26 protein-coding genes are annotated in these 25,976 nt (G+C 74.0%); 21 read left to right on the top strand and 5 right to left on the bottom strand.

Annotated elements, in window-relative coordinates; genetic code table 11:
* Nucleotides 1-30 precede the first annotated feature (30 nt).
* A complete protein-coding gene (locus IE257_RS10795) occupies nt 31-882 on the bottom strand; it encodes a YhjD/YihY/BrkB family envelope integrity protein (protein ID WP_229920252.1) in 852 nt (283 codons plus the stop codon).
* A gap of 222 nt (nt 883-1,104) precedes the next feature.
* Between IE257_RS10795 and IE257_RS10800 the strand changes: the two genes are divergently transcribed.
* From IE257_RS10800 to IE257_RS10870, 15 genes are all read left to right on the top strand, one after another.
* Nucleotides 1,105-1,755 (top strand): GAP family protein, encoded by a 651-nt coding sequence (locus IE257_RS10800; protein ID WP_189967380.1) that lies wholly within the window; start codon nt 1,105-1,107, stop codon nt 1,753-1,755.
* Nucleotides 1,756-1,857: 102 nt separating this feature from the next.
* Complete coding sequence (locus IE257_RS10805; RefSeq protein ID WP_189967159.1) at nt 1,858-2,331, top strand: DUF6325 family protein; 474 nt, start codon at nt 1,858-1,860, stop codon at nt 2,329-2,331.
* Between the two features lie 27 nt (nt 2,332-2,358).
* Nucleotides 2,359-2,658 carry an SHOCT domain-containing protein gene (locus tag IE257_RS10810; RefSeq protein WP_189967161.1) on the top strand — a complete coding sequence of 100 codons (300 nt, stop codon included), beginning with the start codon at nt 2,359-2,361 and terminating at the stop codon, nt 2,656-2,658.
* Nucleotides 2,659-2,728: 70 nt separating this feature from the next.
* Complete coding sequence (locus tag IE257_RS10815; protein WP_189967381.1) at nt 2,729-3,397, top strand: DNA alkylation repair protein; 669 nt, start codon at nt 2,729-2,731, stop codon at nt 3,395-3,397.
* 319 nt (nt 3,398-3,716) lie between these two features.
* Nucleotides 3,717-5,807 (top strand): AfsR/SARP family transcriptional regulator, encoded by a 2,091-nt coding sequence (locus IE257_RS10820; RefSeq protein WP_189967163.1) that lies wholly within the window; start codon nt 3,717-3,719, stop codon nt 5,805-5,807.
* Nucleotides 5,808-5,957: 150 nt separating this feature from the next.
* Nucleotides 5,958-9,158, top strand: coding sequence for an AfsR/SARP family transcriptional regulator (locus IE257_RS10825; RefSeq protein WP_189967165.1), 3,201 nt, complete (start codon nt 5,958-5,960; stop codon nt 9,156-9,158).
* Nucleotides 9,159-9,321: 163 nt separating this feature from the next.
* The gene (locus tag IE257_RS10830; protein ID WP_189967167.1) at nt 9,322-10,596 is read left to right on the top strand and encodes a cytochrome P450; all 1,275 of its coding nucleotides are present in this window, start codon (nt 9,322-9,324) and stop codon (nt 10,594-10,596) included.
* A gap of 2 nt (nt 10,597-10,598) precedes the next feature.
* Entirely contained in the window at nt 10,599-11,732 is a 1,134-nt protein-coding gene (locus IE257_RS10835) for an acyl-CoA dehydrogenase family protein (RefSeq protein ID WP_189967170.1), read from the top strand.
* Nucleotides 11,722-12,993, top strand: a complete 1,272-nt coding sequence (locus IE257_RS10840; protein WP_229920253.1) for a GNAT family N-acetyltransferase — start codon at nt 11,722-11,724, stop codon at nt 12,991-12,993. The genes IE257_RS10835 and IE257_RS10840 overlap by 11 nt, the downstream gene beginning before the upstream one ends.
* A 65-nt stretch (nt 12,994-13,058) precedes the next feature.
* Entirely contained in the window at nt 13,059-13,511 is a 453-nt protein-coding gene (locus tag IE257_RS10845; RefSeq protein ID WP_189967172.1) for a type II toxin-antitoxin system RatA family toxin, read from the top strand.
* Nucleotides 13,512-13,570: 59 nt separating this feature from the next.
* Nucleotides 13,571-14,836 (top strand): class-III pyridoxal-phosphate-dependent aminotransferase, encoded by a 1,266-nt coding sequence (locus IE257_RS10850; RefSeq protein ID WP_189967173.1) that lies wholly within the window; start codon nt 13,571-13,573, stop codon nt 14,834-14,836.
* Nucleotides 14,837-14,894: 58 nt separating this feature from the next.
* Nucleotides 14,895-15,170, top strand: coding sequence for an acyl carrier protein (locus IE257_RS10855; protein WP_189967175.1), 276 nt, complete (start codon nt 14,895-14,897; stop codon nt 15,168-15,170).
* A complete protein-coding gene (locus tag IE257_RS10860; RefSeq protein WP_189967177.1) occupies nt 15,167-16,432 on the top strand; it encodes a beta-ketoacyl-[acyl-carrier-protein] synthase family protein in 1,266 nt (421 codons plus the stop codon). The genes IE257_RS10855 and IE257_RS10860 overlap by 4 nt, the downstream gene beginning before the upstream one ends.
* Nucleotides 16,433-16,450: 18 nt before the next feature.
* Nucleotides 16,451-17,506, top strand: coding sequence for an SDR family oxidoreductase (locus IE257_RS10865; RefSeq protein ID WP_189967179.1), 1,056 nt, complete (start codon nt 16,451-16,453; stop codon nt 17,504-17,506).
* 33 nt (nt 17,507-17,539) lie between these two features.
* Nucleotides 17,540-18,085, top strand: a complete 546-nt coding sequence (locus IE257_RS10870) for an NADPH-dependent FMN reductase (protein WP_189967181.1) — start codon at nt 17,540-17,542, stop codon at nt 18,083-18,085.
* A gap of 8 nt (nt 18,086-18,093) precedes the next feature.
* Here the strand turns inward: IE257_RS10870 and IE257_RS10875 are convergent, their stop codons facing one another.
* Together IE257_RS10875 and IE257_RS10880 are read right to left on the bottom strand one after the other, a co-directional pair.
* Entirely contained in the window at nt 18,094-19,194 is a 1,101-nt protein-coding gene (locus IE257_RS10875; RefSeq protein ID WP_189967183.1) for a winged helix DNA-binding domain-containing protein, read from the bottom strand.
* Between the two features lie 12 nt (nt 19,195-19,206).
* Nucleotides 19,207-19,632: a VOC family protein gene (locus IE257_RS10880; protein ID WP_189967185.1), complete on the bottom strand. Its 426-nt coding sequence runs from the start codon at nt 19,630-19,632 to the stop codon at nt 19,207-19,209.
* A 96-nt stretch (nt 19,633-19,728) separates the two neighbouring features.
* Between IE257_RS10880 and IE257_RS10885 the strand changes: the two genes are divergently transcribed.
* A complete protein-coding gene (locus tag IE257_RS10885) occupies nt 19,729-20,817 on the top strand; it encodes a helix-turn-helix transcriptional regulator (RefSeq protein ID WP_209468371.1) in 1,089 nt (362 codons plus the stop codon).
* 9 nt (nt 20,818-20,826) lie between these two features.
* Here the strand turns inward: IE257_RS10885 and IE257_RS10890 are convergent, their stop codons facing one another.
* A complete protein-coding gene (locus IE257_RS10890) occupies nt 20,827-21,438 on the bottom strand; it encodes a TetR/AcrR family transcriptional regulator (protein WP_189967189.1) in 612 nt (203 codons plus the stop codon).
* Between the two features lie 96 nt (nt 21,439-21,534).
* On the opposite strand from IE257_RS10890, the gene IE257_RS10895 reads away from it, so the two are divergent.
* From IE257_RS10895 to IE257_RS10905, 3 genes are all read left to right on the top strand, one after another.
* On the top strand, nt 21,535-21,975 hold the full coding sequence (locus IE257_RS10895; RefSeq protein ID WP_189967191.1) for a nuclear transport factor 2 family protein: 441 nt from the start codon (nt 21,535-21,537) through the stop codon (nt 21,973-21,975).
* Nucleotides 21,972-22,898, top strand: coding sequence for an NAD(P)H-binding protein (locus tag IE257_RS10900; RefSeq protein ID WP_245385038.1), 927 nt, complete (start codon nt 21,972-21,974; stop codon nt 22,896-22,898). The genes IE257_RS10895 and IE257_RS10900 overlap by 4 nt, the downstream gene beginning before the upstream one ends.
* A 95-nt stretch (nt 22,899-22,993) precedes the next feature.
* Nucleotides 22,994-23,347 (top strand): carboxymuconolactone decarboxylase, encoded by a 354-nt coding sequence (locus IE257_RS10905; RefSeq protein ID WP_189967193.1) that lies wholly within the window; start codon nt 22,994-22,996, stop codon nt 23,345-23,347.
* Nucleotides 23,348-23,441: 94 nt separating this feature from the next.
* Here the strand turns inward: IE257_RS10905 and IE257_RS10910 are convergent, their stop codons facing one another.
* On the bottom strand, nt 23,442-24,239 hold the full coding sequence (locus IE257_RS10910) for a VOC family protein (protein WP_189967195.1): 798 nt from the start codon (nt 24,237-24,239) through the stop codon (nt 23,442-23,444).
* Between the two features lie 346 nt (nt 24,240-24,585).
* Here IE257_RS10910 and IE257_RS10915 point away from each other — a divergent pair, with 346 nt between their 5' ends.
* Together IE257_RS10915 and IE257_RS10920 are read left to right on the top strand one after the other, a co-directional pair.
* Nucleotides 24,586-25,623, top strand: coding sequence for a trypsin-like serine peptidase (locus IE257_RS10915; protein ID WP_229920254.1), 1,038 nt, complete (start codon nt 24,586-24,588; stop codon nt 25,621-25,623).
* Between the two features lie 146 nt (nt 25,624-25,769).
* A complete protein-coding gene (locus IE257_RS10920) occupies nt 25,770-25,967 on the top strand; it encodes a CsbD family protein (protein WP_030387853.1) in 198 nt (65 codons plus the stop codon).
* Nucleotides 25,968-25,976 lie beyond the last annotated feature (9 nt).

Raw genomic sequence — 25,976 nt, forward strand, 5'->3', positions numbered from 1 at the left:
GGCCCCGTCTCTCAGGATGGCACTCGCCCCCTAGGGGCGCTCCTCGCGCCGCCCGCTCGGCGCGGGACTGCCCAGTCGCCGGGCCAGGTACGGCTCCTGCGCCAGGGTGGCGCCCGTGGTGATGCCGATGGCGACCGCCACGCACAGCACGATCAGCCACGAGAGGATGACGAACACCGAGCCGGTGGACCCGTACGCGGCGAGCGACCGGTTGAGGGCGATCGGCATGTAGACGCGCGCGCCCAGCGACAGCGCGGTGATCGCGGCGGCCGTGAGCAGGGCCCCCGGCAGCAGCGGGGGCCACCGGATCATCCCGTCCAGCAGCAGGTGCTGGCTCCACCACCACGCCCCGGTCTGGAACAGCAGCGTGAGGGGGATCCCGAGCCACAGGCCGAGGCCGAACCCCTCGCGCACCGGTCCCTGGACGATCAGCAGGCCCATCCAGGCGGCGATCCAGACGAACCAGCGCCAGATCGCGATCCGGGTCCCGGCCCGCGGGACCTGCCAGGCCCGGCGGCACAGCCGCTGCATGGCCCGGCTCACGGCCGTGGCCGAGAGGAGCACGATCACGGCGCCGACCACACCCACCGCGTTGCGGACGTCGTCCTCGCCGGAGCCGTCGAACACGTCCTCCAGCTGGGCGTCCGCCTGACCGGTGAGCCCGAACATGGTGCGGACGGACGAGACCATCTGGTCCCGTACGGTCGCCGGGGCGAACGAGGCGATGACGAAGAACAGCGGCACGGCGGTCAGGAAGCACTGGGCGGCCAGCCGGGTGGCGGAGTCGAAGATGTTCACCACGACCATGCGCTCGGTGACGTTGGTGATCACCGGGAAGCGGGTCTCGGCCCGCTCCTGGAGTCGCTTGGCGGACGCGGCCACTTCCCGGGAACGGCCGCGCCACCTCGCTCTGCGCTCGGACGCCATCAGAGGCTCGCGACGGCATGCGGCACGGGCAGCGGATGCCGGGTCGTCGTCATGGCGGTCTCCTTCGTGTGCGTCCAGGTTGGTGGACGCAGCCGGAGGCGGCATCTCGATGGGCAAAAGGTGTCGAGTGCCCGGTGGGGTGCGTAGTGTCGAATGTCGTCGCACGATTGGGGCGCCATGGTCCTCGACCTCATGCTCATCGCACTGGCGATCGCCCTCTACCCGCTGCCCATGATGGCGTTCATCCTCGTCGTGTCCTCGCCGGGAGGCGTGTGGAAGGGGCTGGCCTTCATCCTGGCCTGGCTGGCCAACCTCGTCGTGGTGATCGCGATCGTGCTGGCGCTGACCGGTGGCGAACCTCCGTCGCCGCGCTCCCCGCCCGGTGTGGCGGCGCTCGCGGCCAAGCTGGCCATCGGGGTGTGGCTGGTGGCCTACGGAGTGCGCCGCTACCGCCGCCTGAAGGTGAGAGCCGTCCGGGACACCACGTCGAAGCCCTCCCGCATGGAGGTCGGCTCGCCATGGGCCGCGGCGGGCCTGGCCGTGCTGCTCCAGCCGTGGGGCATGGTCGCGGCGGGCGCGACGACGGTGATCCAGGCGGACACCTCGCACAGCACCACCTACCTCGCGCTGCTCGGCTTCTGCCTGCTGGCCAGCTCCGGCCTGCTGGCGGCGGAGCTGTACATGGTCTTCGCGCCGGAGGCCGCCCAGGACCGGCTGCTGCGGATGCGGACGTGGATGGAGGGACACAAGGACGAGGCCATCGTGTTCGTCTGCCTGCTGCTCGGCATGTGGCTGACCGCGCAGAGCATCTACGAGCTGACCGGGTGAGGCGGCGGGGTGATTCGTGGTCCGCGGTCCGCGGCCAGACGTGCGAGGGTGCGGGCGGCGTGCTGGAATGAAATGACTTTCCCCTCTCCGACAGGAGCTGCCATGAGCAGCGAGACCGAGGCGCTAGCCGATCTGGGCGACATCGAGGAACTGGGGCCCGTCGACTACATCGTGGTCGAGTTCCCGGGCAACCGGATGACGGGCGAAGGCCTCCCGATCCTCGTCGATCTCGTCGACCGGGGAATCATCCACATCTTCGACTTCGTCTTCATCCGCAAGGACGAGGACGGCACGGTCACGGCGGTGGAGCTCGAGGACCTCGGCAGCGAGGTCGACCTCTCCGTCTTCAAGGGCGCTTCGTCCGGCCTGCTCGACCACAGCGACATCCAGGACGCCGCCGGCGCCCTGGAACCCGGGAACGCCGCCGGGATCATTGTGTACGAGAACACCTGGGCGGCGCCCTTCGCCCGTGCCCTGCGCCGCGGCGGAGCGCAGCTCGTGGCCGCCGGGCGGATTCCCGTGCAGGCCCTGCTGGCGTCGCTGGACGCCCTGGAGGACCCGCCCGCCGGAGAGTGAAGCCCACAGAGCCTGGAGATGAGCATCATGCCCGGACTTCTTCGCGGGGTCGCCCGCACCGCCGTCGTCGCGGGCACCGCCACCGCGGTGTCCAACCGCGTGTCACGCCGCCAGGGCGGCCGATGGGCGCAGCAGGAACAGCAACAGCAGCAGGAACAGCAGCAACAGCAGGCGGCGGCAGCACCGCCCCCGGCGCCGGCCGCCGCGCCCCCCGCGGACGACATGACCACCAAGATCGAGCAGCTGAAGCAGCTCAGCACTCTCAAGGAACAGGGTGTGCTGACGGAGGCGGAGTTCGCCGAGCAGAAGCGCAGACTGCTGGGATAGGGCGCAGGCCGCCGTCCGTCATAGGCTGAATCCCGCACGTGACGGACGGGAGGCTGAGGTGGCCGAAACGATGGTGGCCGAGGTGATGGCCGAGCTGGCCGCGCTGGAGGACCCGAAGGCGCGCGCGGTGAACGAGAAGCACGGTGACGATCACGGTGTGAACCTCGGCAAGCTGCGCGCGATCGCGAAGCGCCTCAAGACGCAGCAGGACCTCGCGCGCGGGCTCTGGGAGACGGGCGACAGCGCGGCGCGGCTGCTGGCGCTCCTGATCTGTCGCCCGAAGGCGTTCGGGCGCGACGAGCTGGACGGCATGCTGCGCGACTCGCGCACCCGCAAGGTGCACGACTGGCTCGTGAACTACGTGGTGAAGAAGAACCCGCACTCCGAGGAGCTGCGGCCGGCGTGGACGTCCGATCTGGACCCGGTGGTCGCGAGTGCCGGCTGGGCGCTGACCACCGAACGCGTCGCGAAGAGGCCCGAGGGCCTCGACCTCGTGGGACTGCTCGACGTCATCGAGGCGGAGATGAAGGACGCGCCGGACCGTCTGCAGTGGGCGATGAACCACTGCCTGGCTCAGATCGGGATCGAGCACGCCGAGTACCGCGCACGGGCGATCGGCATCGGCGAGCGCCTGGAGGTGCTCAAGGACTACCCGACCTCTCCGGGCTGCACGTCCCCGTTCGCGCCCGTCTGGATCTCGGAGATGGTGCGCCGGCAGCAGGACGCGAAGCCGGCCTGACCGGCGCGGGCCCGCTGCTGCCCGGCAGCCCCCGGGAGGGTGTACCCCCGGTAACGAAGGCAGGTGGGGCAAGGATCCGGCCAGCCTCCACCTCCCGGCGGCGCGGCGGGGCGGGCCGGCGGGCCCGGCGCGGGTACGGTCGCCGCGGCCGTGCATCAGGGGCGGAAGGCGCGGCCGTCCCCGCGCACCGGTACCCGCACGCGACGCGCCGATGGCCGAACTCACGCGTCCGTATCCCTGTCATGGGAGAAACTTGCTGTTCAGGGGGCTTTGCGCGGTGGGGGCGGGCGCGTCGGCCGGACACGGCACAGCTCCCCGGGTGTTCGCCGGAACGTACGAGGCATGGGGGCACGACATGACCACCGGGGCGACAACGCCGAGATTCACCCTGCTCGGCCCACTGCGGGCCTGGCGCGGTCCACAGGAGCTGGATCTGGGTTCGCGCCAGCAGCGGACCCTGCTGGCGCTGCTGCTGGTGCGGCAGGGCCGGCCCGCGCCCGTCGACGCGCTGGTGGCCGACATCTGGGGCGACCGGCCGCCGGCCCGCGCCGTGGGGTCGCTGCGCACGTACGTCTCGCGGCTGCGCAAGGCGCTCGAGATACCGGACGGTGCAGGGGACGGCCCGCGGGTGCTGGTCTCCGAGCACGGCGCCTACGCCCTGCGGGTGCCGGCGGAGGCGGTGGACCTCGGGCTCTTCGGCCGGGACGTGGCCGCCGCCGACCTGGCCCGTGCGGCGCGCCGCCCCGAGGAGGCGCGGATCCTGTTGCGCACCGCCCTCGCCCTGTGGGGGGAGGAACCTCTGGCGGGGCTGGGCGGGCCCGGCGTCGAGGCGGAGCGGAGCAGGCTGGAGGGGCAGCGGCTCGCCGCTCTGGAGATGCGCCTCGCCCTGGACGTGGAACTCGGCGAACACATCCGGGCTCTGGGGGAGTTACGGGAACTGGCGGAGCGTCATCCGCTGCGGGAGCGGTTGAGTGCCCTCCTCATGCGGGCGTACGTGCTGAGCGGCCAGGACGGGGAGGCACTGGCCGTGCACGAGCGGACCAGGCGGCTGCTGGCGGCTGAGTTCGGGATCGACCCCGGGCGCGAGATGGCCGCGATCGCCGAGGGCATCACGAGCGGTGGCGGCATCGGCGTCACGGGGAGCGACCCCGCGGCAGGGGAGCCGGCGCACGAGGCCCCGCGCGAGCCGCAGGCCGCCGGGACCGCGCGGGCCGCCCTGCCCGGGCAGGGCGGGCCGACCGGGCCGGAACCCGTTCCGGACGGTTTCCGGCGCCCGGCCCAGATGCCCCGCGATCTGGCCGACTTCACCGGCCGGGAGCAGGCGCTCGCGGAGCTGACGGGCCAACTGACCGGTGGACAGGCCGGTGGAGCGGCCGGGGTCCGTCCGGCACCGGTCGTCGTCGTGTCCGGCTCGACGGGCGTGGGCAAGAGCGCGCTCGCCGTGCACGCCGCCCACCGGGTGCGCGGCCGGTTCCCCGACGGCCAGCTCTACGCCGACCTGCGCGCCCCGGACGGTACCGCGGTGCATCCGGCGGTGGTCCTGGAGTCCTTCCTCCGTGCGCTCAGGGGCCCCGACCGGCCCGTTCCCGAGCAGCAGACCGACCGGGCCGCGCTCTACCGGTCGGAGCTGGCCGAGGCTCGCGTCCTGGTGGTCCTCGACAACGTCGGCGACCCGGCCGCCGTCGATGCGCTGCTGCCGGGCGGGCCGGGCTGCGCCGCACTCATCACCAGCACGGCACGACTCTCCGGTCTCGCCGGAGCCAGGCACACCCATCTGGGCGTGCTCTCCCGGGCCGAGGCGCTGACCTGGCTGGAGACGGCCCTCGGCGCGGAGCGTGTCGCGGCGGAACCCGAGGCCTGCGTCGAGCTGACCGAGCGGTGCGGCGGACTGCCCCTGGCGCTGCGGATCGTGGCGATGCGGCTCGCCACCCGGCCGTCCTGGGCGGTTGCCTCCGTGGTGGCGGCCCTCCGCGGCCGGCAGCGGCTGACCGCGCTCGGCATCGCGGACCTCTCCGTGCGCGAGGCGTTCCGGCGGGAGTACGGGCGGCTGCCCGCGGCGCTGCGGCCGGTGTTCGCCCGGGTGGCGCTGCTGCGGGAGCCGGACGGACAGTTCGGGCCGACCGCCGTGGCACTGGCCCTCGGAGTGCCGTCGGGCGAGGCCCGCGCCCTGTGCGAGGAACTCGTGGACCGCAGCTGGCTCGAATCCGCCCGACCCGGCCGCTACCACGTGCACGGCCTGCTGCGCGAGTTCGCCGTAGCGGTCCAGCAGGACGGACAGGACGGCACGGGGCGGGCGGACGGGGAGCGGTCCGCGGCGGTGCTCTTCGCCCCCGAAGGGGCGGATCCCAGCCTGGGCAGCAGCCGGTCGTTGCGGCCCCCGCGCGGCACGCGGGAGGGCCTGGCCTCCTGACCGGCCGACGCTCCGTTCCCCGGCCTCCGACGACAGGCCGCAGCCGTACCCGTACCCGTACCCGACAGCACGACCGTGCCCGCGGGGCCCGCACCCCCGCGACGGTCGTGCCGTCGGTGTTCCCTCCCGTACCCCAGTTGGAGAGTCTCCGTGCCCGCCGCCCACCGCGCCCCCGCCGCCCCGCCGCCCGCCCTCTCCTTCCGGGTGCTCGGACCCGTACGCGTACGTTCCGAAGCGGGGGAGACGGACGTCCGCCCGCCCCTGGCCGCCGCCCTGCTCACCACCCTGCTGCTGCGCCACGGCCGGAGGGGCAGCACCCAGGCCCTCATCGACGCCGTCTGGGGCGACGCCGCGCCCGCCGCGGCAGCCGGAGCCCTGCGCGGCCACGTGGCCGGGCTGCGCCGTGTGATCGAACCCGGACGGGCGCCGCGCACCCCGGCGCGGGTGCTGGTCTCCCGTCCGAACGGCTACGCCCTGCACCTGCTGCCGGACGCCCTGGACCTGACCGTCTTCGACCGCCGGGCGGGCAGCGCCGCGCGTGCCGTGCTCGCCGGGAGGCCCGGCGAGGCGCTCGCGCTGTACGACTCCGCGCTGGCGCTCTGGGACGGAGTCCCCCTGGCCGGCGTACCGGGCCCGTTCGCCGCCGCCCAGCGGGGCGCACTGGTCGAGCAGCGGCTCGCAGCGCTGGAAGCCAGATGGGAGGTCGCGCTGCTGCTCGGAGGCCATGCGCGGGCCGTGGAGGAGCTGCGGGTGCTGGCCCGGTCCCACCCGCAGCGCGTACGGCTCCAGGAACTCCTGATGTCCGCCCTGTACGAGACGGGACGTCAGACCGAGGCCCTGGAGGTTCACGCGCGGGCCCGTGAGGCCCTGCGCGGTCCGGGCGGTTCGGGCGGTCCGGGCGGTTCGGGACCCGGCGCCGAACTCGACCGGATACGCCGGCTCATCCTGGCCGGTCCGGATGCGGGTACAGGAGTACGTACGGGTACGGGTACGGGTACGGGCGAGGACGGCCGTCCCGGCCCGGTGAGCGGCCCGGCGAACGCCGGGCCCCCGCCGCCGGTCCCCGACAACACCCGCCCACGGCAGTCCCGTTCGCGCGGCGGCCGTCCTGCCGCGCCCGTACCCGCCCCGGCGGCGGCAGCCGCACCGGTGTCCGTACCCGCGCCCACCGCCCTGGTGTCGCCGACGCTGAGCCTGCCGCCCGACACGGCGGACCTCGTGGGTCGCGACGCGGAGATCGCACGGCTGCGGCAGGCCCTGGAGAACGGCCCGGTCGCGGCGCTGGGCGCGATCAGCGGGATGGGCGGCGTCGGCAAGACGGCCGTGGCCGTGCGCGTCGCGCACGAGGTCGCCGCGAGCTTCCCCGACGGGGTGTTCTTCGCCGACCTCCGCGGGATGGACGCCCGCCCGGCCGATCCCCACCAGGTCCTGGGCGACCTCCTGCGCGCCCTCGGGGTGACGCCGGCGCAGCTGCCCGCCGAGACCGCCGAGCGCGTCGCGCTGCACCGCTCGCTCCTTGCCGACCGGCGCGTGCTCCTCGTCCTCGACAACGCCCGCGACCTGCGCCAGGTACGCGACCTGCTGCCGACGGCGCCCGGCTGCGGCCTCCTCGTCACCAGCCGCACCTGGCTCACCGGGCTCGGCGGCCTGGGCGGCGCGACCCTGGTGCACCTGGAGGAACTCCCGGACGCGGTCGCGCTGGACCTGTTGGTTCGGCTCGTCGGGGAGCAGCGCGTGCGCGCGGAGGAGGCGGCCTCCCGGGCGCTGGTCGCCGACTGCGGCCGGCTCCCGCTCGCCATCCGCGTCATCGCCGCCCGGATGGCCGCCCGCCCGGCGCTGCCGGTCGCGGAGACCGCCCGGCGGCTCGCGGACGAGCGGCGCCGGCTGGCGGAACTCAGCGGGGACAGCGCGGCCGTGGACGCCACCTTCCGGCTGGGGACCGCGCAGCTCGCCCCGGAACAGCTGCGCGCGTTCCGGCTGCTCGCCCTGCCCGACATACCGGAGCTGGGCGGGCTGAGCGCCGCCGCTCTCCTGGACCGGCCCCGGGACCGGGCACAGGCCCTGTGCGAGGACCTCGTCGACGTCGGTCTGCTCCGGTCCCCGGCGCCGGGCCGCTACCGCTACCACGACCTGCTGCGGCTGTTCGCCCGGTCGTCCGGGGCCGAGGAGCTGCCCGCGGCCGAATGCGGGGCCGCGCTGCTGCGGTTGCTGACCGCCTTCACCGACGTCGCCCGCGAGGCCTACCGCGCCTCGACCGCGGGGGACCCGTTCCCCGCCGACGACCTGCCGACCCCGCGGGCGGGGACGGAGGCGGAGGTGGATGCGTCGGCGGTCCGCCCCACCCCCGCCCCCGGCCCGTACCCCGTCCGCCGGTTCGCCTCCCCGGCGGAGGCCACCACCTGGCTCTACGACGAACGGCTGCACCTGCTCGCGCTCGTCGAGCAGGCGGCCGGCTTCCCCGAGGTCCCGGCGTCCGTCTGCGCGCGCCTGCTGCTGGCCAGCGACCCGCTGGGGCGCGACAGCACCGGCACCCGGAACCTGGAACGAGCCGCCCGCGCCGTACGGACCGCGGCGAAGCGCACGGACGACGCGGTGGCCGGCGGCATCGCCCGCCTGCTGCTCGGCGGCTCCTTCGCCATCCGCTTCGACATGGCCCGGGCCCTGCCCCACCTGCGCACGGCGGCCGACGTCTTCCGCCGCGAGGAGCGGGGGCCGCTGCTCGCGCACGCCCTGAACGCCCTCGGCGGCTGCGCCCTCGCCCACCGCGACTTCCCCACCGCCCTGCGCCACCTCACCGAGGCCCTGCCGCTCAGCCGGGAGCCGTACAGCCCGGCCTGCGAGGCCGCCACCCTCGGCTTCCTGGGCCTGGCCCAACTGGCCGGCGGACGCGCCGAGGAGGCCGTACGGTCGGGCCGCGCCGCCGTCGCCCTGGCCCGGTCCTGCGGCGACGGCCCCGGCGAGGCCAACGCGCTGCGCGCCCTCGGGCAGATCCTGCTGTACACGGGAGCGCGCCAGGAAGCCCTGGCCTGCCTGCGCACCAGCCTGCGGCTGTGGCGCACGACCGGCTCGGCCTTCCGAGAAGCGCTGGTGCTCGGCGGACTCGCCGAGGCCTTCAACCTGCTGGGCCGGCACGAGGAAGCGGTGGCCCACGCCACCGAGGCCCGGGACGTGGCGACCCTGCACGGCGACACCTACCTGATCGGGCGGGCGCTCATCCAGCTGGGCGACGCGGTCGGCGCACTGGGCCGGCCGGGCCAGGCGGCGTACTACCACCGGCAGGCACTCCAGATGTTCCGCGAGCTGCGCATGCCGGAGGCGGCGGACGCCGAGGCACGCCTCGGCGCCGGTTGACGTGCCGTTGATGCGCTGTTGAGGCCGCGCGAGCACGGCGGTGACAGGCTCCTGCCACCGCCCCCCGGCACGGACGTCCTTTCCCCCATCGACCTCCTGCCGGGGGCGGCCCGGGCACCCAGCGGTACCCCGGGACCGCACGCCGAACTGCTGAGGACTCCCTTTGGACCCCCAGGCTCTGCTCTTCTCGCTGTTCACGCCGGAGGGCCGGGAGAACCCCTTCCCGGCGCTGGAGGCGCTCCGCGAGAACGTACCGGTCTACTACGACAAAGACCTCGACACCTACTTCCTGACGACCTACGCCGATTGCCAGGCGGTGCTGACCGACACCTCCTTCCGCACCCCCGACCTGAGCTGGTGCGAGGACAACCTGCCGGACTGGCGCGAACACCCCGCCGCAGACTTCTTCTACGCCTCGATGCTCCGCGCGAACCAGCCCGCCCACACCCGGCTGCGGCGGCTCGTCGGCGCGGGCTTCACCCCCCGCCGGGTCGCCGCCCTCAGCGAGGCGGTCGAGCAGCTCACCGACTCCCTGCTCGACAGCTTCGCCGAAGCCACCGCGGACGGCGCCGCCGCCAACTTCCAGGAACTGGTCGGCTATCCACTGCCCGTGGCGGTCGTCGGCGAGTTGATCGGCGTCCCCGCCGAGGACCGCCTGCGCTTCCAGCGGCTGGGCGGCGACGCCGGCCGGCTGCTGGAACCGGTCCGCACCGAGGAGGACTGGGCCCGCGCCGACTCCGCCGTGACCGAACTGCGCGCCTACTTCGAGGACTTGCTGCTGCTCCGCCTGGTCGAGCCCCGCGAGGACCTCGCCACCGTGCTGCTGGAGACCGGGGAGGGACAGGAGCGGCTCACCCGCAAGGAGGTCGTCGACACCCTGCTGCTCACCTTCGTCGCCGGCTTCGAGACCACCGCCGCCATGCTGGGGATCGCCACCCACGCACTGCTGACCCACCCCCACCAACGGGCCGCCCTGAGCGCCGATCCCGCACTCGCGCCGCAAGCGGTCGACGAGGCCCTCCGCTGGGACACGCCCGTCCGGATGACCGAGCGCATCGCCTCCGCGGCGACCGAGATCCGCGGCGTCACCGTACCGGCCGGGGCCAACGTCACCACCGTGCTCGCCGCCGCCAACCGCGACCCGGCGCAGTTCCCCGACCCGCACCGGTTCGACGTGCACCGCACGGCGAGCAGGGTGCTGAGCTTCAGCGCCGGCCCGCACTACTGCCTCGGCGCGGCGCTGGCCCGGCTGGAGGGCGCCATCGCCGTCCGCCGCCTCTTCTCGCGCTTCCCCGACCTCGCCCTGGCGGGGCCGCCCGTGCGGCGCGAGTCCTTCAGCCTGCGCATGTACGAGGAACTCCCCCTGACCACGACCGCCGGATCCCGGGCGCCCCGTACCCGGGCCGCGGCCGGCGCAACGACAACGGCGAAGGACTGACCATGGGCTTCCTGGACACCGAACGCGCGGTGCTCGACGCGCTGCTCCCCGGCCTCGACGCCGAGCTGGCCCGTCACCGGCTGGCCGACCTGGAACGGACCGGCAGCCCGGCCGTCGCGGCCTTCCGGGAGGCGGGCGGCGCGGCCCTGCTGGTTCCGCGGCAGAACACCGGCATCGGCGCCGACCCCCTCCAGGCGGTGCGCCTGCAACGTGCGGTGGGCGCACGCTGCCCGTCCCTGGCCGTCGCCACGACCATGCACCACTTCTCCGTGGCGAGCCTGGTGGAGGCCGCCAAGAACGGCGCCGGGTTCGAGTGGATGCTCCTGGAGGCCATCGTCGGCAAGCGGATGCTGCTCGCCTCCGGATTCTCGGAGGGCCACACCGGTCAGTCCATCCTGCGGCCCGGCATCCGGGCCGTGCGCCGAGGTGGCGAGGTGGTGCTCAACGGCAGCAAGAAGCCGTGCAGCCTGGCCCGTTCGATGGACCTGCTGACGGCATCGGTGGTGATGACCGACGAGGCCGGAACCGAACGGCTCGGCGTCGCCATCGTCCCCGCCGACACCCCGGGGGTGTCCGTTCGGCCCTTCTGGCGCAGCACGGTACTGGCCGGCGCGGAGAGCGAGGAGGTCGTCCTCGAGAACGTCGTGCTCGACCCGCAGATGGTCGTGCTCACCGAGGTCACCGCCGATTCGGTGCTGGACTCCCTCAACGTGGCGGGCTTCCTCTGGTTCGAACTGCTGATGACCGCCGGCTACCTGGGCACGGCGAGCGCCCTGGTGGAACGCGTCCTGCGGCAGGGGCGCGCCCCCGCCGCGGTGCGCGCGGCGCTCGTGACCGAGCTCGACGCGTCGATGCTCGCCGTCGAGGCCGTGGCCCGGACCATGGGGGAGTCCCCGGACCGGGGCGAGCCGCTGCTGGTCGCCGCGCTCACCGCGCGCTACGCGGCCCAGGACGCCATCGCGCGGACCACGACGGCCGCCCTGGAGGCGCTCGGCGGCATGTCGTTCGTCGGCTCCGACGAGGGCGCCTACCTGGCCTCCGCCGCCGCCGGCCTGAACTTCCACCCGCCCTCGCGGGGGCGGATGGCCGAGCAGCTGTGCGCGGTGCTCGACGGCGGGCCGCTCCGTGTCGGCTGACCGCGGGGCCGCCGCACCCGCCGTACCCGCCGTACCCGCCGCACCCGCCGCGGTCGCCGTACCCGCCGCGGTCGCCGGGGCCCGGCGGGAACCGGCGTACACGGTGGAGCGGCTGGACCGCGCCCAGGACCTGCCCCGCCAGGTGTGGGACGAACTGGCCCCGGCCGACGACCCCATGTGGGGCCGTGACGTGTTCACCGCCATGCAGGGGGCGGAGATCGGCCCCGACGCCTACGCCTACCTGCTCGTGCGCGAGGACGGGCTGCCCTTCGCGGTCCTGCCGCTCAGCGCCGTGCACGGGCTGCGGCTCGACCGGGTCGTGGGGCCGCGCGAACGCCGCCTGATGGCACCGGTGGCCCGGGCCCTACCCCGGCTCGTGCGGGTGCCGATGCTGTTCTGCGGCAACTTCCTCGGGCAGGGCCACGTCATGGGCCGGGGCCGGCTCCCCGCGGCGGTGGCGCTGCTGCTGGTGCGGGAGGTCATGGACTTCGCCCGCGGGCACCGGCTGGGCACCGTCGTCTTCAAGGACTTCGCCCCGGACGACCTCGACGCGCTGCGACCGGGCCTCGACCGGGAGGGATTCTTCACCGTCGCCTCACTGCCGGACACCGAACTGCTGCTGGAGCAGCCGGACTTCGAGTCCTACCTGGCGACGCTGCCGGCCAAGCCCCGGCGCAACGCGCGCAACAAGATACGGAAGTTCCGCCGGCAGGAGGACCTGCGCATGGAGGTGCTGGACGGGTTCGGCCACCTCGTCCCCGAAATGATGGGGCTGTACCGCCAGGTCATGGACCGCGCCGACCAGACCCTCGACGTGCTCGACGAGGAGTTCGTACGGGCCCTGTCCGCAGGCAAGGGCGACGGCGACGGGGGCGAAGGAGGCCAGGGCGAGGGCGCCGGAGCCGAGCAACGGTTGGTCGCCTGCTTCCAGGGCGAGCGCCTCGTGGGCTACCTGCACTGCCTGTTCCGCGGCCGCGGCGCCGTCGGCGCCCGGATCGGCATGGACTACGCGCTGGCCCACCGGGCGCGGCTCTACCACAACCTCCACTACGCGGCGATCGAGCTGGCCATCGCCCGGGGCTGCCGGCACATCCGGTTCGCGCAGACCGCCTACGAGCCCAAGCGCGAGTTCGGCTGCGAACTGGTCGAGCAGACCTACGCGCTCAACCACACCGGCCGGCTGCCCCGCACGATCCTGCGCCTGCTGCTGCCGCCGGCCCTGGAAGCGGCCCGCGCCCAGGCCCTCGCGCCCAGGTCCTGACGGCGCCGCTTCCCGAACGTTGCCCGCGAGCCCCGTACGTCCACCACCGGAAAGAGACCGCACCCATGCCCCTCGTCCAGGTAGAGATCCCCATCGCCGCCCGCCCCGAGGACAGCTGGAACGCCGTCATCGACGTCGAGAGCTACGCCTCCTGCATGGACAGCGTCCAATCCGTCACGATCGTCGACCGCGCCGGCCCGGACGAGCGCACGACGGCCTGGTCCGTCCACCTCAAGGGCTCGGTCCTGGAATGGGTGGAGGCCGAGCGGCTCGACCACGCCGCCCGGCGCTTCGACTTCCACCAGGTCAGCGGAGACCTCGCCCACTTCGTGGGCCACTGGGCGGTCCGCCCGTCCGACGACGGCGGCAGCCACGTCAGCCTGACCGTCGAGTTCGAGATCGGGATCCCGCTGCTCGCCGACATGCTCAACCCCGTCGCCGCCACCGCCCTGCGGGAGAACGCCGAGCAGATGCTGCACGCCCTGGAGCGCCGACTCACCGGCGACACCGCCCGCTGAGGCGCCCGGCACACCGCGTCCGCCCCTTCCCCCACCCCACCCCCTCCAGGAGGTCCCCTGTGGCAGCCCCGACCACGACCGCCCCGCCCACCGCGGGCGAGGTCTTCGAACAACTCCGCCGCCACCAGTCCCCGAAGCTGGCCCTGACCGGCAAGTTCGCGGGCCGGGGAGCCGTGGAGGCCGGCGCCCTCGGCTCACGCGTCACCCTCTCCGACGGCCGCACGGCGCTCGACTTCGGCTCGTACGCGGTCGCCCTCCTCGGCCACCGCCACCCCGGCGTGGTGGCGGCCGTGGCCCGGCAGCTCGACGTGATGCCGACGTCGACGCGCAGCCTGGCCAACCCGGTGGCCGCCCGGGCCGCGGCCCGGCTCTCCGAGTACCTCGGCGGCCGCCTCCCGAAGGTCTACTTCGGCCTCAACGGTGCCGACGCCGTCGAGGTGTCGGTGAAACTCGCCCGGCTCGCCACCGGCCGGGACCGGGTGCTCGCGGTGACCGGGGGCTACCACGGCAAGACACTGGGCGCCCTCTCCCTCACGCACAGCCCGCTGTTCCGGTCCGGGCTGCGGGGCGCCGTCGTCGACGTGGTCCACATCGACCCCGAGGACCCGTACGCCGTACGCACGCAGCTGAAGTCGGCGCCGGTCGCCGCCGTGATCTTCGAACCCGTCCAGGGCGAGAACGGCGCCGTCCCGCTGCGGACCGAGGTCCTGCACCAGTGGTGCGAGGACGCGCACTCCCACGGGGCCTTCGCCATCGCGGACGAGATCCAGTGCGGGCTGCGCCGCTGCGGGGAGCCCTCGGTCGCCCTCGCGGACGGCCTGCCGGTCGACGCCGTACTCGTGGGCAAACCGCTCGGCGGCGGAGTGGTGCCGCTGTCCGCCGCGGTCTGCAGCACGGAGCTCTACGCCCCGCTGGCGCAGGACCCGTTCCTGCACTCGGCCACCTTCGGCGGCCACCCGCTGAGCTGCGCCGCGCTCCCCGCCGCGCTGGAGGCGATCGAGGAACTCGCCGAGCACGGACGGATGGTGTCGGCCCGGCTCGCCCAGGGCCTGCGCGCGCTGGCGGAGCGCCACCCCCGGGTGATGGGGGCCCATCACGGCAGAGGGCTGCTGTGGGGCATCGAGTTCACCACCCCCGGAGCGGCCGGTGAGGCCGTGGTGTCGCTCGCCGCCAACGGACTGCTGGTCTCGCCCTGCCTGGGCCGTCCGACCACGGTGCGGCTACTGCCCCCGCTCGTCACCACCGAGGCGGAGCTCGACGAGGCACTGGACATCCTCGACACCGCTCTGGCCGCGGCCGCCGCCCCGGCCGGCCTTCCCGAGTGACGGACACCGCCGCCCCGCACCACGACGACCACGCCCTTCAGCTCACCGGAGGAAGCAGATGAACCCCACCGAACCCGTCCCCGCACCGCCCGTCGACCTCTTCGGCCTCGTCCGTGAAACCATCGCCGACGTCCTCGGGACCACGCCCGACGTCATCGTGGAGAGCACGGACCTGCGGGCCGAATACGGCATCGACAGCCTGGAGATGATGTCGATCGGCGCGCAGCTCGAACGCGCGCTGGGCGTGCAGATCTCGGTCGAGGACCTGATGCGGGCCGACACCGTCGGCGAGGCCGTCACCCTCCTCGCCGAGCACCGGGCAGGCCGCTCATGATCTGGCACCGCCCCACCGCCGGCCCCGGCCGGCCCGACCCGCGCCCGCGCGTGGTCGTCACCGGGATCGGCGTGAAGTCCCCGGCCGGACTCACCCTCGACGAGGTCATGGACACCGTCCTCGCGGCGCGCCCCACCGCCGAGGTTCACAAGGACCTGATCGAGACCGGCTCACCCGTCCACATCGCGTGCCGGGTACCCGACTTCGACGTCGACTCCTACCTCACCCGACGCGAGCGCCGCCAGATCGACCGGCCCACCGAACTGGCCCTGTGCGCGGCGGCCGACGCCGTACGCCAGGCCGCTCTGCCCACCCTGACGCCCTCCCGGGTGGGCGTCCACCTGGGCACCGGCATCGGCGGACTCCCCACCATGGAGGCGCTCGTCCGGGACAACGACGCGAACCCGACGGCCATGCCCGTGCACTCCGTGCCCCGGACCATGGCCAACTCCGCCGCCGCCCGCGTGGCGATGCACTACGGCTTCCAGGGTTCCTGCGTCACCTACTCCACGGCCTGCGCCAGCGGCGCCACGGCCATCGGCGAGGCAACCCGCCGCATCCAGCACGGGGAGCTCGACGTCGCCGTCGCCGGCGGGTTCGACTCCGCGGTGACCGCCTTCATGCTCAGCGGCTTCTCACGGATGCAGGCCCTCTCCACCCGCAACGACGATCCCCGCAGCGCCAGCCGCCCCTTCGACGCCGCGCGCGACGGCTTTGTCATGGGCGAGGGCGCGGCCGTGCTCGTACTGGAACTGCGCGAGTCCGCACTGATGCGCGGAGCCACCGTCCTCGGGGAGATCGCGGGCTACGCCACCAACGCCGACGCCCACCACATCGTGGCCCCGCACACGGACGGGGCCGTCGCGGCCGCCTGCATGGCGGGGGCCGTCTCGGACGCCGGACTGCTGCCCTCCGACATCGGCCAGATCAGCGCGCACGGCACGTCCACCCAGGCCAACGACAGGGCCGAAGCAGCCGCGATCCACCGGTGCTTCAACGGGCAGGCCCCGCCGGTGACCGCAGTCAAGGGCGTCACCGGGCACCTCATCGGCGGCTCCGGGGCCCTGGAGGCCGCGATCGCCCTGGCCTGCGCGCAGCGGCGGATCGTGCCGCCCGTCGCCAACCTCACCACCGCCTCGGAGTCCGACCGGATCGATGTGGTCGCCGGAGCCCCGCGCGTCGTGGACAGTGCCCCGGTGCTCTCCAACTCCTTCGGCTTCGGCGGACAGAACGTCTGCCTGGTCCTGCAGCCCGCCACCTGAACCCCGGGAGTTCCTGCCATGCGCATCCTCGTCACCGGCGCCTGCGGCGTCGTAGGCACCGAAGTGGCCGGGCGTCTCGCGGCGGAGACCGTCGGCCGCACCGGTACCGACATCGTCCGCACCGCGCGCCGTGCGGGCGCCACCGCCACCACGGGCTCCGGTCCCGTGCCCTGGAACATCGGCGCCGAACCCGCCCCGGACCGCCTCACCGGGCGGCCCTGGGACGCCATCGTCCACACCGCGGCCTCCACCCGGTGGACCATGAGCCGTCAGGAGGCCACCGACGCCAACATCCGGACCCTGCGCGCGGTGCTCGCGCTCGCCGGCCCGGAGACCCACGTCGTCCACGTCTCCACCGCCTACGTGGGCGGAGTCCGCGCTCCCGAGGACCTCAGGGGAGAGGAGTTCGAGGGCTACCGCAACGGCTACGAGTGGTCGAAGTCCGTGTGCGAGGAGATCGTGGCCACCGATCACCGGGGACCTGCGACCATCGTCCGCCCGCCGCTGGTCCTGGGCCGACGCGGCGACGGCCGCATCGGCCGCTTCTCCGGCCCCTACAGCCTCTTCCCGGCCCTCGTCTCCGGCCTCGCGGCGGTCGTCGTGGGGGACCCGGAGGGCTACGCCGAGATCAGCCCAGTCGACGAGGTCGCCGAGGTGATCGCGGACGCCGCCCTCGGCGCCCCGCCCGCCGCGCCGCTCACCGAGGTGATCGCGGCGGGGCAGGACAGCATGCGCCTGTCCGACCTGGTCCGCATCACGTGCGACACGCTCAACGCCTTCCGGGCCGAGCACGGCGTCGACCCGATCGCGCAGCCGCCGACCGTGTCGACCGACAGCTGGAACCGCTTCTTCCTGCCGCTGGCCGCGCAATGGCTCTCTCCCGTCCAGCAGGAGGCAGTGAAGCTCCTCGCGATGTTCCAGAGCTACACGAGCATGAGCGAGCCCTTCGAACCCACCCGCAAGGTCGCCGATCCCGGCGAAGTGATGGCGGCATCGGTGCTGCACTGGGCGCGCAGCAAACCCCGGCAGGCGCTCGGCCGCACCGTGCCGTGGACATTGATCGACGCCGCATGAGGGAGGAACGGACAACGGAAAGGACGGCCGACCGTGCACGCCCTGCTGATCAGCGGAAGCCCCCGGGCGGGCTCCGGAACCAGCGCGCTCGCCGCGCTGGTGGGCGATGCCCTGCTCGCCCGGGGCGCCACCGTGACCCTGCTGGAACTGGCGGAGCCCTCGGCCCCGCGGCTCCGGGACACGCGGCGCAGCCACGACGCCGTGGTCCTGGCCAGCCCCGTGCACCACGCGAGTTACTCGGGCCTGCTCAAGCTCGCGCTGGACGAGGTACCGGGCGACTGGCTCGCCGACACGGCGGTCGGACTCCTCGCCCACGGCTCCGGGCCGCGCACCGGGAACGTGGTGTGCGAACACCTGCGTACGGTGGCCGGGGCGCTCGGAGGCTGGGTGGCCCCGACCCGGATCGCGGCCTGCCCCGCCGACTTCGCCCCGGGGCCGCACGGCGCCCCCGGGCCGCACGCAGCCCTGCTGCGCCGCTGCGACGCCCTCGCCGCGGAACTCCACCGCTGCGCGACGATGCTCCGCACCCCGGTCCCGGCCCCGGTTCGAGTGCCGGCCTCGGCTCCTGGGATCGCCTGACGGGGCGCTCACGCGGGCGGGCCGCCGATGCGTACGCGGTCGTGGGCGTGGTCGGTCAGGAAGGACGCCAGGGCCCGGCCCTCCTCCTCGACGGCGTCGCGGGCGGCGGGGGAGAGGCGGCGCAGCGGGGTGACGACGAGTGCGTCGTCGGACCGGGCCCATGTGGCGGACACGCGCCCGTCGACCAGGACGACGCGCTCGCCGGCGACCGACAGGCCCCGGTGCGCGTCGTCGATGATCCGGGTGCGGTCCTGGTAGCCGAGGATCGCGTTGTCGAAGGCAGGCAGGAACCTGACGGGCGCCGGGGTGTCCGGGTCCGGGCGCGGCGCGTCGGGCAGGTCGAGGAGTTCGCGGCCCCGCTCGTCACGGAAGGCGACGAGTTCCCCGCGCACGGCCTTGACCGCCGCGGGCAGCCCGGCCAGACCGCACCAGGCGCGCAGGTCGGCGGAGGCGGCGGGCCCGTAGGCGGCCAGGTAGCGGAGGACCAGAGCCTGGCCGACCGGGTCGGCGGCGTCCGGGTCGAGGGGCGCGATGTCGCGTCCCAGCCAGGTCGTGAGGAGGGCGTTGCGCACTCCGCCCCCGGTGCGCCACAGGCCGCGCGGGGGCAACTGGACCATCGGGAGGAGCGCCGCGACCAGCAGTTCACCGAGTACCCGGCGCGGCGGTGCGGGCCGGCGGTCGGGGAGGGCCCCGACGAGCTCGGCCATCGTGCGGGGCCGGCCGTCGGCCATGACCGCCCGGCCGGCCGCCGCCAGCTCCTCCGGATCGATTCCGGCGAGCTCGCGGCGGTAGGTGGCCAGGACCCGCCCGCGCAGCATCCTGTCGTGCCGGGCCCGCCAGGCCAGCGCGTCGTCGGCGCCGAGGAGGTGGACGGTGCGGCGCATCATGTGGGTGCGTACGACGTCCCGGCCGGTGAGCAGGTCGTTCAGGTCCACCGGTGCAAAGCCCCGCACCCGCGCCCACAGGCCGGTGAACGGCTCCTGCGGTTCCTGTGCCTGCATGCCGCACAGGTGTGTGACGACGTCGGCCGCCGGGGCGCCGGTGCGGTCGAGCAGGAACTGCCGGGCGAGCGTGGCACGGTTGAGGGCGCGGGTGTCGAGGACGGTCATCGCTGTCGGACCTCAGCCGTTGTACGGGGCGGCGACGACGTCCAGGACCCAGACGATGCCGAAGCGGTCCTTGAGCATGCCGTACAGCGGGGCCCACTGGGCGGGCTCCAGCGGCTGCACGACGGTCGAGCCGACGGACAGTTTCTCCCACAGGGCGGTGATCTCGTCGGCGCTGTCGCCGCGCACGGAGACGAAGACGGCGTTCTCGCCCGGGTTCCACGGCATCCGGGACGGCACGTCGTAGGCCATGACGGCGAAACCGTTGGCCGCGGTCACCTGGCCCCAGGTCACCCGGTCCGCCTCGGCGGGGTCCTGCACGTTGCCGACGTCCTGGTAGGTGACCACGGCGGCGGTCCCGCCGAAGACGGACGCGTAGAAGTCGAGTGCCGCGCGGGCGTCACCCCGGAAGTTCAGGTGGGTCGTGGTCGTGAGGGACATGAATGGCTCCTGGTCCTGGATTCACCGAGCGGTTCGCCGCTGTGTCAGCACGCTCCCACGGGTAGCGGACAGGATCTGTCCGCTACCCCGCGCAGAATGTGCACCGTGCCGAAAACCTCCGCGCGGCTGCTCGCGCTCCTGTCCCTGCTGCAGACCCGGCGCGACTGGCCGGGGCAGGAGCTGGCGACCCGGCTGGACATCAGTGCGCGTACCGTCCGCCGCGACGTGGACCGTCTGCGCGAGCTCGGCTACCCCATCGCGGCCTCCAAGGGTCCCGACGGCGGCTACCGGCTCGACGCCGGTTCGCAGCTGCCCCCGCTCCTGTTCGACGACGACCAGGCCGTCGCCCTCGCGGTGGCCCTCCAGACGGCCGCCGCGACCGGATCCGGAATCGGCGACGCGGCCGAGCGCGCACTCGTCACCCTCCGCCAGGTGCTGCCCAGCCGACTGCGCCACCGGATCGACCTGCTCCGGGTGACGGTCGTCGCCCCGCCCGAGGCCGGTCCGGCACAGGTCGACAGCCAGGTCCTGATGGCGATCAGCACCGCCATCCACGCCTGCGAGGAGCTCCGCTTCGACCACACCCCCGCCGTGCCGTCCTCTTCCTCCGTCCCGTCCGTCCCGTCCGTCCCGTCCGTCCCGTCCGTCCCGTCCGTCCCGTCCGTCCCGGTCCAGGGCGACAGCTCCGGCAACCGGCGCCGGGTGCAGCCCCATCACCTGATCACCCGGGGCGGGCGCTGGTACCTCCTCGCCTGGGACCTCGACCGCCACGACTGGCGCACCTTCCGCGTGGACCGCATTGCGCCCCGCAGTCCCACCGGCCCCCGCTTCACCCCGCGGGAGCTGCCCGGAGGCGACGTGGCCGCCTTCGTCACCGGCCGGTTCCGGGGATCCGACGGACCGGCCGACTGGCCCTGCCGCGGCGAGGCGATCCTCGACCTGCCGGCGGCCTCCGTCGCTCCGTACGCCCGCGACGGATTCGTCGAGGAACTGGGCCCCGAGCGCTGCCGGCTGGTCCTCGGCTCCTGGTCCTGGATCGGCCTGGCCTCGACCATCGGCCGGTTCGACGCCGAGGTCCACGGCGTCCGGCCCGCCGAGCTGAGGGAGGCCTTCGCGCACCTCGCCCGCCGCTGCGCCGGTGCCGCGGCCGAGGATCCCTCCCCACCCGCGCCCGGGGCGGTCTGACGCAGGCGGTCAGCCCTCGACGGCCGTCCCCCGCCGGGTCCGCGCATCGAGGACCGCGGCGGTGAAGCCCGCCAGTTGGGCCCTGAGCTCCTCACGGGGTACGCCCTTGTCGCCGGCCAGGTAGGCGACCAGGTCTGCCCGGGTGGCCGCGAGCAGCGCGTGGGCGGTGAAGTCGCTGTCGGGCGGACCGGGGAGGCGCCGCAGCAGGTCCCGGACCAACGCGTGCCAATGGTCGTAGTGGTCCGCCCGGTAGGGGCTGTCCGCGCCGCTTCCCTCCAGCGCCAGCGCGAGGTGGCGGTTGTCGAGCTTGAAGCAGAGGACGGCGTCGAGCAGGGCCGGTACGCGTTCGAGTGGTGGTGTGGCCGGTCCCAGTGGCTCGGGACCCTCTTCGATCGCTGCCCTGACCGGGGCCAGCCGTGCCTCGTACAGCGCGCGGATCAGCCCGGTGCGATCGCCGAAGGCGCGAAAGAGCGTCGCCTTGCCCACGCCGGCCGCCGTCGCGATGTCGGCCATGGTCACTTCTTCGGGGCTCCGGCACTGGGCGAAGAGGGCGTCGGCGGCGGCGAAGACGGCCGCCCGGTTGCGGACCGCGTCCTTGCGCGGCTTGCGTTCGGCGGTCATGGGACTGTTCCTCCATTTGCGATACGGACCCACGGTCCGTATCTTCGGAGCGAGAAGCGGACCACTGGTCCGTATCGTAGTGGACGGAGAGCCGCCATGCCCGCAACCACCTCACCCCCGGACCTGTACCGGCACAGCCTGCGCCTGCTCCTCGACAAGGACATCGCCTCCTGGGTCGGTCTGTGGTCGGAGCACGGAACCATGGAGTTCCCCTTCGCCCCGCCTGGTTGGCCCGGCCGGCTGGAGGGGCGGGAGGCCGTCGCCGCCTACATGCGGGACTATCCCGACCACATCGACCTGCACGACTTCCCCGACCTGCGGATCCACGAGACCACCGACCCGCGGACCATCGTGGTCGAGATGCGCGGAGTGGGCCGCGTGGTCGCGACCGGGGGCCCCTTCGACATGACCTACATCGCCGTCGTGACGGTCGAGGACGGGCAGTTCACCGCCTACCGCGACTACTGGAACCCCCTGACCGTCCAGGAACCCGGGGTGGACTTCGCCACGGATCCCGCGAGGAGCAGCGCCCGATGAACACGATCGACCCCACCGGCACCACCCTGGTCATCGGCGCCACCGGCACCACCGGCGGCCGCACCGTCGAGCGGCTGATCGCCGAGGGCCGGCGGGTCCGCGCCGCAAGCCGTCGCGCCACCCCGATCCCGGGCGCCGAACCGGTCCGCTTCGACTGGTACGACCCCAGCGCCTTCGACGCCGCCGTGACCGGCGCCGATCGCGTCTACCTCGTACCGCCCATCGGCGAACCGGACCCGGCCGCGGTCATGCTGCCCTTCCTCGACCGGGCCCGCGCCGCGGGCGTACGCCGCGCCGTACTCCTGAGTTCCTCGGCCATCGCCGAGGGCGGCCCCGCGGTGGGGCAGGTGCACGCGGCCCTGCCCGGTCTGTTCGACGAGTGGGCGGTACTGCGCCCCTCCTGGTTCATGCAGAACTTCACCGGTACGCATGGCCATGCCGACAGCATCCGCACCGACGGAGCCATCCTGACCGCCGCCGGGACGGGCCGGGTCGGATTCGTCGACGCCGACGACATCGCCGCCGTCGCCGTACGGGCTCTGACCGACGACCGGGCCCCCGACGCCGACCTGGTCCTCACCGGGCCGGAAGCGCTCAGCCACGACGACATCGCCGCGGTCCTCACGGACGTCACCGGACGCCCGGTGGTCCACCACCGGCTGACCTACGAGGCCATGCGCGAGCGCCTGGCCGCGGTCGTCCCACGCGAGTTCGCGACGATGCTGGCCGGGATGGACCGGGCCATCGCCGGAGGGGCCGAGGACCGCACCACCGACACGGTCCGGCGCCTCACCGGCCGCCCGCCGCACGGATTCCGGGCGGTCGCCGCACGCGAGCTGTCCGGTCGGGCGGCAGCGGCCGTCGGCGCCGCTCCGGAGGGTGCCTCCCACCCGGACAGCCCAACGGGCGCGGCCTCCGGGTGACGCCTACGCTGAAACGGCAACCCCACCCACGCGCCCCGGTCCCGCGGTCGGGGGCGACGGGCCGGACCGGTTCAGCACCGAAAGGCGGTTCCGCCATGGCCACCAGGTCTGACGCTCCCGTTCTCGACACGCTCGCCGCGATGACCATCGACTCCGTCGAGCACTGCACCATGGACGAGAAGACACTCATCACCACCCGCATCGCCGCCCTCGTCGCCATGGACGCACCGGCCATCTCCTACTTGGCCCACATCAGCCCCGCGGTCAAGGCCGACTTCACCGTCGAGCAGCTCCAGGACGTACTCGTCGCGATCGCGCCCGTCGTGGGCACGGCGCGCGTCATGTCGGCGGCCGGGCACATCGCCCAGGCGTTCGGCGTCGCCATAGCCATGCTCGAAAGCGAAGCCGAAGCCATGGCCAACGCCGAGGCCGAGAGCCGCAACTCCTGAGCCGCGGTCGGCGGCTCCTTCGCGTTCCGACGCTCCCGCACGAGCGGGGTCACGGCCCGGGCCCGGGCCGTGACCCCGCTCGTCCCGTCTCCGCTCAGCCCCGGGCCGGTGCGAGCAGCACGAAGTCGGCGTTCGCCGGGTCGAGGCAGACGGCGAGCCGGCCCACGCCCTCCGCGTCCACCGGCCCCATCTGCACGCTGCCGCCGTTCTCGGTGACCCTGGCGACGGCGGCGTCGCAGTCGGTGACGGCGAAGACGGGGTGCCAGTACGGCCGTCCGTCCGTGAGGGCCAGGTGCTCCGCGGGCAGCTCCATGAGGCCGCCGTGCACGCGTTCCTCGGGGAGCCCGGCCGGGGTGATGAGCGTGTACGTGCCCTCGCCGCCGGGCATCGCCGTGTCGCTGTACTGCCAGCCGAACACACCGCCGTAGAACTCCTTGGCGGCTTCCGCGGCGGTCGTGTACAGCTCGGTCCACGACAGTGAGCCGGGCTCGTCCACCAGCTCGACGCCCGTGTCCTTGCCCGGCTGCCAGGCGGCGAACTGTCCCCCCAGCGGGTCGGTGTACTGCGCCATCCGGCCCCACTCGCCGAGATCCCTGGGAGCCACCCGAACCGTGCCGCCCGCGCTCTCCACCGCCCGGGTCGTGGCGTCCGCGTCGGTGACGCTGTAGTAGATCATCCAGGCCGGACGCGCGCCCTCCTCGGTGAGCTTGCCGAGCCCGGCGACGACCTTGCCGTCCTTGCGGAACATGCCGCCTTCCATGTCCTGAGCCCCCTCCATGGACTCGTACTCCCAACCGAGCACGGTTCCGTAGAAGGCCGCGGCGGCGCCGACGTCGGGCGTGCCGAGGTCGAGCCAACAGGGAGAGCCGGGGGCGAAATTCGTGGTGATCATCGTGCTGCCTTTCTGGGGGCCGGTACGGCCTCAGCCTGGCACCGCACCCCTGCCGTCGCCCGTCGGCGCCGTCCCGGGTGCCCGCCGATTCATCACGAAGTGCCAAAACGGCCGGACAACCGAACCCGACCGGGCCGGCGGACGTGTCCGCGGGTGTCCTCGTTCCGCAGCTCTGCGGGCGGCCGAACATACCGAAGCAACAAGGGGATTCCGATGTTCCGTACGCGTACCCGTACCCGTACCCGAGCCGCGTCCCTCGCCGCTCGTGCGACCGCCGGCGCTCTCCCGAGGGCCGCCGTCGGGTTTCCGGCCCCGAAGTCCGCCCGCTTCGGCGGCTGATCGCATCGTGAGCGCGCACTCCGGGCGCCCCAGGGGCGCCGTACGTACCGACGTCCTGGTCGTCCTGCTCACGGTCCTGGCCGTCCTCGGCGGCGCGACGGCCTGCTCCGTCCAGGCCGGTTCCCCGCTCGGCCGGGCCGTACCGGCCTTCACCAACCCCGTGATCCCCGGCCTCTGGACCCCGGAGCGCATGGCCGACGCCGATGCGTCCGGCCGTTCCGTCGCGGACGGGCTCGGCGCGGACCTGGGGGAGACCGACCCCGAGCCGGCGGCCTTGCCGGCCCGGCCCGAGCGGGCCCCCTACCGGGCGAGTGCTCCCGCGGTGGGCAAGGTCTTCTTCGACGGGCCCGACGGTCCGAGCGTCTGCTCCGGGACCGCCGTCGAGGACCCGGCCCGGCCGGGCCGCTCCAGTCTGGTGTGGACGGCGGCCCACTGCGTCCACGGCGGCAAGGGGGGCACCTGGCACCGCAACATCGTCTTCGTGCCCTCCTACAACGACCGGGGCCTGGCCGGCGCATCGCGCCGCACGGCCGAGGTCGCGCCGCTGGGCACCTGGTGGGCGGACCGGGCCGCGACCTCCGAGGAGTGGATCGCCGAGGGCACCACCACCGGCGGCGGCGGCTCGTCCGGGGACTTCGCGGTGCTGCGCGTGGCCCGCAAGGACACCCGCGCATCCCTCCAGGAGACGGCCGGGGTGGCCGTGCCGGTCTGGTTCGACGCCCCGCCCACGGCCGCGATCCCGGCGATGAAGGCTTTTGGCTACCCGGCCGCCGACCCCTTCGACGGGGAGCGGATGTTCACCTGCCAGGACCGCCCCGGACGGTTGTCCCTGCGCCCCGACCGGCCCTCGCTGTACCGCATCGGGTGCACGATGACGGGCGGCTCCTCGGGCGGCGGCTGGTTCGCCCGGCGTCCTGACGGCAGCTCCGCCCTGGTCAGCAACACGTCGATAGGCCCGCTCGGGTCCACCTGGCTCGCCGGGCCGCGGCTGGGCAGGGAGGCCAGGTCCGTGTACGCCTCGGTCAGCAGGGGTGACACGGCCTGAGGGATGTCTCCTGGACCGGGCCGGGCTCGCGGGCTCCTGCTTCCGCACGGCGGACGCAGCCCCCGCCGTGCGCCGGCCTCGCCGTGCGAGATGGTCTGACTTCGCCTAATTTATCCCCGTCAGGGTTTCCTCAACAAGGAGTTCACATGGCTGACAAGGGAAAGATGGACCAGGCCAAGGGCAAGGCCAAGGAGGCCGTCGGCAAGGTCACCGGCAATGACCGGATGAAGGCCGAGGGCAAGACGGACCAGGCGAAGGGCAAGGCGAAGGAAGCCATGACCGAAGCCGAGAAGCGAGCCCGCGGCGTCCAGGACTCCCTGCGCGACAAGGACGACCGGATCTGATCCCGCCCC

Origin of the sequence: Streptomyces avidinii, assembly GCF_014650695.1 — a bacterium.
GTDB lineage: Bacteria > Actinomycetota > Actinomycetes > Streptomycetales > Streptomycetaceae > Streptomyces > Streptomyces avidinii.